At 57.2% G+C, this 11,502-nt stretch carries 12 protein-coding genes and 1 tRNA gene; 8 read left to right on the forward strand and 5 right to left on the reverse strand.

Annotated features, from left to right (window positions below; genetic code table 11):
* Nucleotides 1-233: 233 nt before the first annotated feature.
* Nucleotides 234-1,178, forward strand: a complete 945-nt coding sequence (locus RA28_RS01125; protein WP_039522810.1) for a murein L,D-transpeptidase catalytic domain family protein — start codon at nt 234-236, stop codon at nt 1,176-1,178.
* A gap of 75 nt (nt 1,179-1,253) precedes the next feature.
* Here RA28_RS01125 and RA28_RS01130 read toward each other — a convergent pair whose 3' ends face one another.
* The 3 genes from RA28_RS01130 to RA28_RS01140 are packed head-to-tail and all read right to left on the reverse strand — an operon-like array spanning nt 1,254 to nt 4,044.
* Entirely contained in the window at nt 1,254-1,931 is a 678-nt protein-coding gene (locus RA28_RS01130) for a GntR family transcriptional regulator (RefSeq protein ID WP_039522812.1), read from the reverse strand.
* Nucleotides 1,928-2,959 (reverse strand): Gfo/Idh/MocA family protein, encoded by a 1,032-nt coding sequence (locus RA28_RS01135; protein WP_039522815.1) that lies wholly within the window; start codon nt 2,957-2,959, stop codon nt 1,928-1,930. Before RA28_RS01135 ends, RA28_RS01130 begins: the two co-directional genes overlap by 4 nt.
* Nucleotides 2,956-4,044: an isocitrate/isopropylmalate dehydrogenase family protein gene (locus tag RA28_RS01140; RefSeq protein ID WP_039525468.1), complete on the reverse strand. Its 1,089-nt coding sequence runs from the start codon at nt 4,042-4,044 to the stop codon at nt 2,956-2,958. The genes RA28_RS01135 and RA28_RS01140 overlap by 4 nt, the downstream gene beginning before the upstream one ends.
* A 136-nt stretch (nt 4,045-4,180) precedes the next feature.
* On the opposite strand from RA28_RS01140, the gene RA28_RS01145 reads away from it, so the two are divergent.
* From RA28_RS01145 to otnC, 7 genes are read left to right on the forward strand one after another with little or no spacing between them, the layout of a single operon-like run.
* Nucleotides 4,181-5,188 (forward strand): Bug family tripartite tricarboxylate transporter substrate binding protein, encoded by a 1,008-nt coding sequence (locus tag RA28_RS01145; RefSeq protein WP_039522817.1) that lies wholly within the window; start codon nt 4,181-4,183, stop codon nt 5,186-5,188.
* 57 nt (nt 5,189-5,245) lie between these two features.
* A complete protein-coding gene (locus RA28_RS01150) occupies nt 5,246-5,995 on the forward strand; it encodes a hypothetical protein (protein WP_039522820.1) in 750 nt (249 codons plus the stop codon).
* 4 nt (nt 5,996-5,999) lie between these two features.
* Nucleotides 6,000-7,511: a tripartite tricarboxylate transporter permease gene (locus RA28_RS01155; protein ID WP_039522823.1), complete on the forward strand. Its 1,512-nt coding sequence runs from the start codon at nt 6,000-6,002 to the stop codon at nt 7,509-7,511.
* Nucleotides 7,511-7,798 (forward strand): putative quinol monooxygenase, encoded by a 288-nt coding sequence (locus tag RA28_RS01160; protein WP_039522825.1) that lies wholly within the window; start codon nt 7,511-7,513, stop codon nt 7,796-7,798. Before RA28_RS01155 ends, RA28_RS01160 begins: the two co-directional genes overlap by 1 nt.
* On the forward strand, nt 7,795-8,592 hold the full coding sequence (locus RA28_RS01165; protein ID WP_039522828.1) for an N-acyl homoserine lactonase family protein: 798 nt from the start codon (nt 7,795-7,797) through the stop codon (nt 8,590-8,592). The genes RA28_RS01160 and RA28_RS01165 overlap by 4 nt, the downstream gene beginning before the upstream one ends.
* Entirely contained in the window at nt 8,589-9,818 is a 1,230-nt protein-coding gene (gene otnK, locus RA28_RS01170; protein WP_039522830.1) for a 3-oxo-tetronate kinase, read from the forward strand. Before RA28_RS01165 ends, otnK begins: the two co-directional genes overlap by 4 nt.
* Complete coding sequence (otnC, locus tag RA28_RS01175; RefSeq protein ID WP_039522833.1) at nt 9,815-10,447, forward strand: 3-oxo-tetronate 4-phosphate decarboxylase; 633 nt, start codon at nt 9,815-9,817, stop codon at nt 10,445-10,447. Before otnK ends, otnC begins: the two co-directional genes overlap by 4 nt.
* A gap of 273 nt (nt 10,448-10,720) precedes the next feature.
* Here otnC and RA28_RS22740 read toward each other — a convergent pair whose 3' ends face one another.
* Both RA28_RS22740 and RA28_RS01180 read right to left on the reverse strand, forming a co-directional pair.
* Complete coding sequence (locus RA28_RS22740) at nt 10,721-10,891, reverse strand: hypothetical protein (RefSeq protein WP_193747336.1); 171 nt, start codon at nt 10,889-10,891, stop codon at nt 10,721-10,723.
* Between the two features lie 219 nt (nt 10,892-11,110).
* A tRNA-Ser gene (locus RA28_RS01180) sits at nt 11,111-11,200 on the reverse strand.
* Nucleotides 11,201-11,502: the final 302 nt, after the last annotated feature.

An 11,502-nucleotide genomic window follows, 5' to 3' on the forward strand; every position in this document is an offset into this window, starting at 1 on the left:
GCGAATGATTTGCGAATTTCCAGTCCGGTTCTCAAGCGGAGTCGTCTTCTTCGTGTTACAAGCAGCCGAAAGTGGCGGAATGAACGAAACGTGGGTTCACGGCCACAGTCGAACTGCCTCGTGCAAAACTCCACCAAGGAGGTCAGCGCTCTCTGTGCTAGACTGGTGCCGAGGATATTCTAGCAGGAGCAGTCCCGTTGCTACCGAATTCACTCCGATTTTCTTTTTTCGTCATGACCTTAACCGCCTTGGTCGGATCAATGCCAAATAGCGCCCATGCGTTGTCGAAAGACATTCCATCCTGGTTGCAAAAGCATGTTGGCACCGCTGACGGCCAGATTGCGCCCATCGTCCTGAAAAGGGCGCGCGCGCTATATCAAAAGAAGGTCCGTCAGGGTGAAGTTCGAAATCCCTGCTATCTTGCCAAAGACGCCACGCGCCCCAGCACCTCACCAAATGGGAACCCGGGGCGGCGGTTTTATGTGATTTGCGAGTCGCAAAAGTCGTTCCGGGCGGTGTCATCTGGTTACGGGAACGGCAGAAAGCTCCAACGTGCCAATTTCGCGAACGGGCGGCAATGCGCAAAGAATTTCAGCAATGCCGAGGGATCGAAACTGACGGCGGGCGGTGCCTATCTAACGGCAGAATCCCGAACGTCTTTCAAGGGCTATTATAACCAGTCCGGAAAACGCACCCCGTTTTACCGGACCTTCCTGTTGTTCGACGGAGAGGGAGAGACGAGCAACGCCAGAGAGCGTGCCATCGGCGGGCACACAGCGGTTTTTCTGAAGTGGCAGTGCCGGTTCAAAAACCCGCAAAGCTCACATGCTGACAAGGATGGATATGTTCCTTACGGAAGGCTTGTGAACTACACCGGTGGGCGCAGCAACGGGTGCACGACATGGTCGCAATCGGCTTCGAAAGAGATTTTGGCACTGGTGGAGCGGAACCCGACGACTCTCTACATTTACCCGGAATCGAAAGACATCAACGCCGTTGCCAAAGCCGTCAAAAAGGGGAAATCGCTGACGCGCGCGGGCGTCTACTGGAATGCAACCTGCCTAAACGCAATCGGCGCGCCAAAGTTCTGGCCAAAAAGCACTCTTCAGCCGATCATCAATCAGTGGCGGGACTCGCTGCCAAAACAACCGCCCCTCGAATTGCCGATCTGCAAGTGATCGCTGGCCGCTTGGGCAGTTGATCTTTGCAATACTGGTCGGTTTTGATCCAGCGGCTTGAGGTGTGGCGCGGGTTCACAGGCTGTTAAGCCGGTGTTTTTCCAAGATCCCGCACAGGATCGCCTTCGCCTGCAGCCTGTGCTCGCGATGGCGGTCATGCGCCTCATCAGGGCGGCCCTCACAGATTGCCTGAAAAACCGCACGGTGATCTTCGTTGGATTTGACGGGCAGGGGCCTGATAAACAGCGTCGTCGCACGCGCGCGCCGCACCTGATCGCTCATCATCGCGACGATCGCTTCGATGCGTTTGTTTCCACCCAGACGCACAAGCTCCTGATGGAACAGCTCATCGGCCTTGGCCCAAGCCTCCAGATCTTCGGTCTCTATCGCTTTGTCCATCTGCGCAATGGATGCGGCCAGAACGGCAAGATCCTCTTTCGAATAACCCGCCTCGGCGGCGCGTTGTGCGGCGAGACTCTCGAGTTCGGTCAGGATGTCGTAAATTTCGCGCATATCTTCCGAGGAAACCGGCAGAATTCGAACGCCTTTACGCGGGCGCATTTCCAGCAAGCCCTTGCTTTCCAACATCAGTGCGGCCTCGCGCACTGGGGTGCGTGACATGCCCAAAGTAGCGGCCAGTTCCGATTCCAGATGATCGGTTCCGGCAGCCAGTTCGCCGGACACGATCATCTGGCGAAGGTCACGGACGGCGCGTTGTGTGTTGGAAAGCGTTTTGTTGTCCTGATCCTTCACGGCGTCTCCAGATTGATCTTCCGTCCCTCCGCTGCCGAGCGGTAGATGGCCTCTTCGATGCGGATCACGTCCAAATAGTCCCGGGCCGTGTTCTCAAGCGGTGTGCCCTTTAAAAGGCCTGAAATGACGTGACTTTGCAAGGCGTGGACGCAATCGCCCCCAAATCCGTCATGTGTGCTTGGGGGAAGAACTTGCTGGCTTGTCTGTTTCCCAAAAGGTCGGAGTTCAACCGACCCATCCCCATTCAAAACCAGCGACCCTTCTGTTCCTTCAATCAACGCCTCGCCCATTGTTTGACGCAGGTTTTCTGCACTGTGATCAAGGCATCTGTTGCCATCGAACAGGGCCTTCAGCCCGTTTGGGTGGTCAAAAAGAATATACCCCGCGTCCTCGCCCGAGATAACCGGATTGACCCGGCGCAGGTCGGCATAAACAGCGCTGGGCGCATCGAAAAGAAAGCGGAACGTATCAATCCAATGAACGGCTGTCTCGTGCACCAGAAACCGCGGCATTTCCTGAAAGTAGGGCTGCCGGTCCAAATAGGCGCGCGGTCCTTGTCCGTCACCCGGGCGCAGTCGGAATGTCGCTTGTTGCGGTGTGCCAATTCGGCCTTCTGACATCGCGTTTCTGATCGTGCGATACCAAGGTTGAAAGCGAAAGTTCTCGTGCACGATGATCGTGGTGCCTATCGCTTCTGCTTCGGCAACCACAGCTTCTGCTTCTTCCAGCGACTGGCAGAACGGTTTTTGGCAAATCAGCCACTTGATGCCAGAGCGCAACGCAGTTCGGATGGCATCGGCCTGCGCAATGGGGGGCAGGATGATGTCCACGAGATCCGGCTTTTCTGTCCGAAGCATCTCCGAAAGGTCATCATAGGCCGATAATCCGGTTGCATTCGCCTTGCTGATGTCTCGGTTGCACGCGGCGACCGGAACCGCGCCGGGCATGCGAGACCAGCTTTCATAGTGGAACTTGCTGAAATATCCCGCGCCGACGCAAGCGACCCTGATCTCTTGCTTTATCGTCATGCCCGCAGCGCTTTCATCACGGAATTGGCGGCATCCGCTGTGCCTGCCGTGCCGCCCAGATCGCGCGTCAGGTTGCTCCCGTTGGCTGTCACTTTCTCCACGGCTTCGCGCAAACGTTGACCGTCGTTGGACAGCGCCGCGTGATCGTGAGTGATACCCAACCATTCAAGCATCATGGCCGCGGACAGGATCATCGCAAATGGGTTGGCTATACCTTGACCGGCGATATCGGGGGCAGATCCGTGGCAGGGTTGAAACACCGCATGATCCAATCCGATATCCGCCGATGGGGCCAGTCCAAGCCCGCCCATCAGGCCCGCGCCAAGGTCCGACAGGATGTCGCCAAACATATTTTCGGTCACCAGAACGTCGAATTCCCAAGGCTTCTGAACCATCCAAAGCGCGGTTGCATCCACATAGGCATGATCGGCTTTCAAATCAGGGTGACGCGCGGCCTCGGCATTGAACAAGGACCGGAAGAAGGCGAAGGCGCGGAACACATTGGCTTTGTCCACGCAGGTGACGCGCCCGGTTCCACGCCCCGAAGCCCTGCGGTTTCTGGCCAGATCAAACGCAAAGCGGAACAGCTTTTCCGACACGTCGCGGGTGATCAACAAGGTCTCACGCGCCTCGTCCTGGGTCACTTCACCCGCGCCTTGGGTGAAAAACAGCCCTTCGGTGCTTTCGCGGATGAGGACGAAATCGATCTCTTTGCCATTCGGGAGCGCCAAGGGTGTCGTTTGGCCGTTGCTCACCTTCACCGGGCGCACGCCAGCAAACAGGCCGAGTTGTTTTCGCAGGTCGATCTGCGGTGAGATTTCTGTTCCATCCTCATACCGCACATCCGGCAGGCCCATCGCTGACAGCAGAATCGCATCGGCCGCGCGCGCGGTTTCCAGTGACTCTGCGGGGAAGGACTCTCCGGTTGCCGCGTAATGGGCCGCACCGGCTGGGGCGTCTTTGAAGGTCAGGCTATAGCCGGGGTTTTCTTCGGAAAGTCGGCGCAGAATATCAAGTGTTGGCGCCATGATTTCCGGGCCAATTCCGTCCCCCTGAAAAACTGCAACTTCGTAATTTTTGTTCATTTGGACCCGCTTCCTTCCCGTTGCGCCTTCATAGCGCGATTGCAGCCTTAACCACAGTCCGTTGACAATGCATTCTTTAACGTATACGTAAAAAAATGCAATAACAAACACACAGATGTTTTGGGAGGACTAGGAAATGAGAGTTAAGCTTGGGCGCCTTGCAGCCGCAGCCATCGTGGCAACCGGTATTGCGGGCACTGCCGCAGCGCAGGACTACCCTTACAGAGATATCACCACTGCAGTGGTCTGGGGGGCTGGCGGAGGCACCGACACCATCAACCGCATGATCATGGCCGAGATGGAAAAGCACCTGCCTGTCTCGATCAATGTGATCAATCAAACCGGTGGCGTCGCAGGGTCCAACGGGATGGTCTATGTGATGAACCAGCCGGATGATGGCTACACCTTGGTTGGTCTGTCCGAGTCGAACGTCACCGCAGCCGTGCAGGGTGGCTGGGACAAGAAGTTTGATTTCTGGTACCCGTTCGTAGTGGGTGGCTCACCTGACCTGATCTCGGTGCCAGCCGACAGCCCGTATAATAGTCTTGAAGAGCTTGTTGACGCCGCAAAGGCGGCACCCGGCACAATCCCTGCAGCCGCCTCTGGTGCGGGGTCCATTCATCACCTGAACCTGCTGGCGATCGAAAAAGGGTCGGGGGCCGAGTTCAAGTTTGTGCCCTATAAGGGCTCAGCGCCGGGGCAGGAAGCAGCCCTGGCAGGCGAAGTGGCGCTTGTTGTGACGTCGCTGGCTGAACAGGCCCCGCTGATCGAGGGCGGCCAACTCAAGCCGCTTGCGATGCTGACGCCGGACGATGCGGAAATCGCTGGGATGACAGTGCCATCGGCTTTCGGCATCTATGACGGGCTGGATCAATACCTGCCGCTGAAACAGGCGATTGGGTTTGCGGTGCACAACTCTGCCGGCGATGACGTCAAGGCGGCGTTGGGCGACGCGTTTGAGCAGGCGATCGCGTCAGAAACGGTTGCCGAATGGGCCGCAGCAAACAATTATGATGTTGGCGGCCAGCATGGCGCAGAGGCACAAGAGTTGTTTGCCAACCTTGAGGCCACGTTTGCCTATACACTCAAGGACTTGGGTGCGGCCACGGTCGATCCTGCCTCGCTGGGTATCGAAAAGCCCTGAGTTTGAGCTTTCCGAAAGGGCGCGCATTCCCGCGCCCTTTCCCTTCGGAGGCGGGACATGGATAAGGTTGACGAAACACTGGTCATGCGGGCGCGTGACTTCTGGGCATCGCTTGTTTTGATTGCGGTGTCCCTGTTCTTTCTTTGGAAAACCTCTGACATTCCGCTTTGGGGCGAAAACCGTGCAGGCGTCAGCGGGTCTGATTGGTATAACTCGGCCGCAATCGTACCGCTCTTCATCTTTGGTGGGATGCTCATCCTGTCCCTGGTCCTGCTGGCCAATTCCATCCGGTCCGGGGGCGCACGGAACGCGTTGGATGCTGCCGGGATCGGGTGGTACAAAATCGAAGTGTTCCGCACCTCAACGATCGGTCTGATCTTGCTGGCCTTTGTGGTTGGTTTGGTGCCCAGAGTGGATTTCATTTTGTGTTCAGGGTTGCTGATCACCGCTTTGACCTACGGAAATTACGGCGGACATGCGCGGCGCGCTTTGGTGGCTTGCGTCATGGTCGTGGCCGCAGGGCTCTTTGCGCTGATCAGCTTTCCTGCGCAGGCGGATTGGAACGCGCATGTCGATGATTGGGTCACATTGGTCCTGTGGGCCGTCCTGACCATTTTGGTGCTGGCCAAGGCGGGATCCGAGCGCGTTTTGCGGGTTGTCCCATTCGTCGCAATATTGGCTCCGCTGATCCTCGTTTGCGCGATGGCCTTTGTGTTTCGACAGAACGTCCCAGCGCGGAGCGGGCTGATCTTCAAGCAGATCGAATACCACTACTACGTCACGCTTCGTCCGATGTGGAAAGGCTGAGAGGATGGAATTTATCCTTTCGCAACTCGCCGGATTTGGAAGCGCCTTCGTCGGTCTGGCCGGTGACCCGCTGACCTATCTATACCTGATCGCCTCGGTTTTCCTCGGGATCACATTTGGTGCCTTGCCGGGCTTGACTGCGACGCTGGCTGTCACGATCCTGACCGGGTTTTTCGGCAATAAGATACCGCTGGATTACTCGCTGATCGCATTGCTTGGGGCGTATGTCGGCGCAATCTACGGGGGGTCTTATCCGTCGATCCTGCTGAACATCCCCGGCACAGCGGCCAGCGCGGCCACGGCGATGGACGGTTATCCTTTGGCCAAGGCCGGGCGGGGCGGTGAAGCGCTGGGACTGACAACAACGGCAAGTTTCCTTGGCACGGTTATCGGTACAATCACGCTGTTGATCTTTGTCTGGGCGCTGCTGCTGGTGTCCAAGAACATCGCAAGCCCGGAAAAGGCGCTGCTGGCGCTGTTCGGCATTCTTCTGTCCGGCACTTTGATGAGCGAGGACCTTGTGATTAAAGGTTGGATCGCGGGGTTGATCGGGCTTGCCATGTCGATGGTTGGGCTTGACCCGCTGCTGTCGGAACCGCGCTATACCTTTGGCTGGTCATATCTGATGAGCGGGTTTCAGGTGGTGCCGGTATTGATGGGTGCATTTGCCATTCCGCAAATCATCGAGGGGCTTCGGCACATAGAAGCGGGAAAAGTTCTGGCGCTGAAGGGGCGCATCCTGCCCAATCTACGCTCTGTCCGCCGCTACCTGCCCACGATTGGGCGGTCCGGGGTCATAGGCACTGGGGTCGGCGCGCTGCCGGGGGTAGGGGAGGATGTTGCGGGTTGGGTCAGCTATGGGGTTGGCAAGACCGTATCCTCGGAGGGAGAGAAGTTTGGGCGTGGCTCCTTGGAAGGGCTTTTGTGCTCCGAAACCGCGAACAACGCCTGTATCGGCGGCGCTTTGATCCCGCTTTTGGTTCTGGGCATTCCGGGCTCACCACCCGCTGCGGCCTTGATGGGGGCGTTCAAGATCAACAACGTGATCCCCGGACCGACCATCGAACCCGAGATCATCTTGCGCGTGGTTGCAATCCTCGTTCTGGCCTCGCTGACGATGTTTCTGATGGGCCTGTTCACGGCGCGGGTGTTTATCAAGATACTCGCAATCCCGCAGACGGTGTTCCTGCCGGTCGTGATGGTCCTGACAACAATTGGGTCCTTCAGTGTCGGGGGAGGCATCAATGACCTCTACCTGATGCTCGGTGTTGGTGCCGTTGCCTATTTCATGAACCTGATGAAATACCCTATCGCGCCGCTTGTGATCGGGGTCATCCTCGGTGGATTGTTTGATGAGACGTTCCGGCGTTCATTGTTTTTGTCCGACGGCGACCTCTCGGTCTTTTTCTCACGCCCCGGCGCTGCCATTCTGCTTTTGCTCAATATTGGCCTGATCCTCAGCCAATTGCCGATTGCCAAGCGCGCTTTTTCACGCCTGAAAGGATTATCCGCCTGATGTTTGCCGTTACTGTCACCTTCACTCTGAAATCCGGAATGCGGGAGGCGTTCATACCGTTGATTACCGAAAATGCGTCCACTTCGCTGCGCGAGGAAGCCGGGTGCCACCAGTTCGACATATGCTTGGGTGACGACCCGCAAGCGGTATTCCTGTACGAGATTTATGATGACAGTGCTGCGTTCGGCATTCACCTTGAAAGCCCGCATTTTAAGTCGTTCGATGCCGCCGTGGCAGATATGATTGACGCCAAGACCGTTCACACGTTTTCCGAGGTCATCCGATGAGCGACTGGGAAATCCACGCCGTTAAATACGCAGATCGCAACGCCCGAACGCGTGCCGACAGTTTCATCATCGACGACAACCATGATGCACCCCACGCGATGGATTATTTCATCTGGGTGCTCAAGCGCGGAGATGAGGTGCTGCTGGTTGACACTGGATATGACTCGGAAGAAGCCACATTGCGCGGCAGGCCCATCGCCATGGACCCGCGAGAGGCCTTGCGCCCGCTAGGGATAACCCCGGAGGCGGTGCGCCAGGTGATCGTCACCCATCTGCACTATGATCACGCGGGCGGGCTGCATCTGTTCCCGAACGCGACGCTGCATATGCAATCAACTGAAATGGCTTTTGCAACCGGTCCCTGCATGTGCGACGACCATCTTCGCGCGCCTTTCACGGCGGGCCATGTCTGCGAGGCGGTAAAGCGGCTCTATTCCGGTAAAATCATCTTCCACGATGGCGATGCCGAGATTGCCGAAGGCGTGACAGTTCACTGCATTGGCGGGCACTCGCGCGGGCTGCAATGCGTGCGCGTGCGAACGCCCGGCGGTTGGATGGTGCTGGCTTCGGACGCGTCGCACTATTACGAGAATTTCATGGCACGCAAGGCGTTTCCCATCGTGGTCGACATGCAGGACATGATGGACGGTTTTGCGACCTTGGAGAGGCTGGCATCGCATCCCCGACTGATCGTGCCCGGTCATGACCCCCTTGTGCGCGAAGTTTTTCCGGTGGGAACCGCGCCGCATATCCATCGATTGGACCCGGGGCCGATGAGGGAGATCGAGTTATGAAGATCGGCGTCATTGCTGACGATTTCACCGGCGCATCTGACATCGCTCTGACATTGGCCGAGGCCGGGATGCGGGCGTGTTTGTTCGTGGGCGTGCCAGCGGAGCCTGCAAGCCCCAACCTTGACGCTGGTGTTGTGGCCCTGAAGTCGAGAACGGCACCGGCCAAAACGGCAGTCCAGGACAGTCTTGCAGCCTGTGAATGGTTGTTGGGTCAGGGTGCGCAACAAATCGTCTTCAAGGTGTGTTCGACTTTTGACAGCACATGCAAAGGCAACATAGGGCCCGTTCTTGACGCGCTTTCGGACAGATTGAATGCCGAAGGCGTTATTGTTTGCCCGGCCTTCCCCGAAAATGGTCGCAGCGTTTATCAGGGGCATCTGTTCGTCCGGGATAAGCTGTTGAACGAAAGTGGTATGCAGGACCATCCGCTTACGCCCATGCGCGACGCAGATCTCAGACGGGTGCTGGCGTCCCAGTCCAACAGGCCGGTTTCCCATGTCGATGCACGAACCGTATCGCGCGGCGCGACCGCAGTTCGCGCAGCTTTGCCGACCAGTGGCCACGCAATCGTTGATGCAATCAGCGATTTGGACTTGATCGAAATTGGTCAGGCTGCCGCAGGCGCGCCGCTGCTTTGCGGAGGGTCCGGAATCGCACTGGGTCTGCCCGCGAACTTTGGTATCGCGGCGACCAAACCGACTTGGGACCCGGTAAACGGTCCCGGGGTCGTATTGTCCGGGTCGTGCAGCCGTGCGACGCGGCAGCAGGTCGAAGTCTACAAAGAGCTGGCACCTTACCGAGAGGTCAGTGCCGAAGATGCTGTGACCGGTAATGCAGACCCGAAAGAGCTTGCAGATTGGGCTTTGGCGCAGCCGGTTGCGCCTTTGATTTATTCATCCGCAGAACCCGCTTTGGTCAAAGCTGCGCAGGATCGGTACGGGACAAATCGGGCGGCAACCGCAATTGAGTCGCTATTTGCAGAATTGTCGGGGCACTTGCTGGCCAAAGGTGCGGCCAAAATAGTTGTGGCTGGCGGCGAAACCTCTGGCGCGGTGGTTGAAGGGATGAAAGCCAAGGCGCTGGAGATCGGCCCACGTCTTACGGCGGGCGTCCCGGTATTGTGTCTTCAACATACACGCCCGATTGCGCTGGCACTGAAATCCGGCAATTTCGGGGGCCGAGACTTTTTCTCTGATGCGCTGGCGAAAATGGAGCGATCTGCGTGAGCGAAGAAACCAAACTGCGCGAGGAGATCTGCCTTATCGCCAAGTCGCTTTTTGACCGGGGGCTGACCTATGGCGCATCCGGCAATATTTCGGCACGCCTGTCGGATGGCACCGTACTGATGACACCCACGGGCAGTTCGTTGGGATTTTTGGACCCGTCCCGGATCAGTCACCTGGATGCCGACTTCAAACTCTTGAGCGGCGACACGCCAACCAAGGAAATCCACTTGCATACAGCGTTCTATGAGACCCGAGAAAGGACAGGCGCTGTTGTTCACCTTCACTCGACTTACTCGGTTGCGCTGTCGATGCTCCCAGACATCAATTCAGACGACGCACTGCCTGCGCTGACACCTTACACGGTGATGAGAGTTGGGAAGGTGAAGCTGCTTCCTTTCTTCTTGCCCGGAGATGCCGCAATGGGCGACGCGGTCAAGGGTTTGGCAGGTCGGTACGCAGCAGTTCTGCTGGCCAATCACGGACCGGTCGTGGCAGGTCGCGACCTCTGGTCCGCCGTTTTCGCGATGGAAGAACTGGAAGAAACCGCAAAGCTTGCCGTGCTGACCCGAGGTTTGAACCCGCGTATGTTGACGGCGGACGAGATCCGTCAATTGAACGCTATGAGCTGACACTCGCATCAATTCGAGGGTATTCCACGAACTGGAATCACGGAAATCTGTTAGGCGAAACGCCAAGATGATTTCTGTGTTGGATAGTTCTCAAAACCTCGCGCAAGGTTTTTATCACAAAGGAACAGCGGACTTTGGCGCTGAACACCATGCGCACGGGCAAACCTGCCGTGCAAGACTCAGGTCAGGAATAACAGGCAACTGTCAGGAAACCACTGCCTCCGAAGCGTCAGTCCCGTTGTCGCGCGACCCGCTGGGCGCGGTCAATCAAGCTCAGGCCTCGGCCACCATCGTGCCCCAAGTGGACACAACGCCGTCGGATTCACAGATGATCGTCTCCATTCCCGTCAACGCATCCGTGCCGAAATAACAACCGGCAGACGCAGCGGAGCCAAGCAGGGTTAAGCTCAGAGCAACAAAGCCCAGAAATGCGGTAATTTTCATAGTCATCACTCCTATTTCCTAAACCGCATATGGTGAGGGCCTATAGCAGTGAGTCCTGCGGAAAAGTTAATTTTCATTAATGCAACGGAAGGCATGGCCGCCGGGTTCATTGGGCAATGCGACCTACACCGAAGCGTCAGACGGAGCTGACAGACCGCACCGCCAACGCCTTGCCAAGGCAGGACAGTCGAATTGATCAAAAATCGGAATAGGTTTAGGTGGCGGAGACGAAGGGATTCGAACCCTCGAGACGGTTTCCCGCCTACTCCCTTAGCAGGGGAGCGCCTTCGACCACTCGGCCACGTCTCCGCCGACGGGTATATCCTTGCAAGCGACGGGAATACAAGGCGAAATTTCCAATTTGTGTTCTGTTCGGACAAAACCACTGAACTTGTTGAAATTACGGTAAAACACCCGAATTGTCCGGGCGTGTTGACGGTAATTGGACTGTTGCCGCCGGGTCGGTTTTAGAACATCTGGTACAGTCAGCGGACACTAAGCCCGCGGTTCCCAAAGGCTGTATGGTCGTTCACTCAGTTGTGCATGACGGGTTGAGTAACCCTTTTGCCGAACTCTGACGAACCCTGCTGCAACTAATAAACACCTGGCTT

The sequence above is a fragment of the Ruegeria sp. ANG-S4 genome, from assembly GCF_000814005.1.
Lineage (GTDB): Bacteria > Pseudomonadota > Alphaproteobacteria > Rhodobacterales > Rhodobacteraceae > Ruegeria.

What these genes read in the sequence shown, in the direction of transcription:
- RA28_RS01135 (WP_039522815.1), bottom strand. Translation starts at nt 2,959, where the DNA reads ATGACGATAAAGCAAGAGATCAGGGTCGCTTGCGTCGGCGCGGGATAT.
- RA28_RS01150 (WP_039522820.1), top strand. Translation starts at nt 5,246, where the DNA reads ATGGATAAGGTTGACGAAACACTGGTCATGCGGGCGCGTGACTTCTGG.
- RA28_RS01165 (WP_039522828.1), top strand. Translation starts at nt 7,795, where the DNA reads ATGAGCGACTGGGAAATCCACGCCGTTAAATACGCAGATCGCAACGCC.
- RA28_RS01160 (WP_039522825.1), top strand. Translation starts at nt 7,511, where the DNA reads ATGTTTGCCGTTACTGTCACCTTCACTCTGAAATCCGGAATGCGGGAG.
- RA28_RS01145 (WP_039522817.1), top strand. Translation starts at nt 4,181, where the DNA reads ATGAGAGTTAAGCTTGGGCGCCTTGCAGCCGCAGCCATCGTGGCAACC.
- RA28_RS01125 (WP_039522810.1), top strand. Translation starts at nt 234, where the DNA reads ATGACCTTAACCGCCTTGGTCGGATCAATGCCAAATAGCGCCCATGCG.
- otnK (WP_039522830.1), top strand. Translation starts at nt 8,589, where the DNA reads ATGAAGATCGGCGTCATTGCTGACGATTTCACCGGCGCATCTGACATC.
- RA28_RS22740 (WP_193747336.1), bottom strand. Translation starts at nt 10,891, where the DNA reads ATGAAAATTACCGCATTTCTGGGCTTTGTTGCTCTGAGCTTAACCCTG.
- RA28_RS01155 (WP_039522823.1), top strand. Translation starts at nt 6,000, where the DNA reads ATGGAATTTATCCTTTCGCAACTCGCCGGATTTGGAAGCGCCTTCGTC.
- RA28_RS01140 (WP_039525468.1), bottom strand. Translation starts at nt 4,044, where the DNA reads ATGAACAAAAATTACGAAGTTGCAGTTTTTCAGGGGGACGGAATTGGC.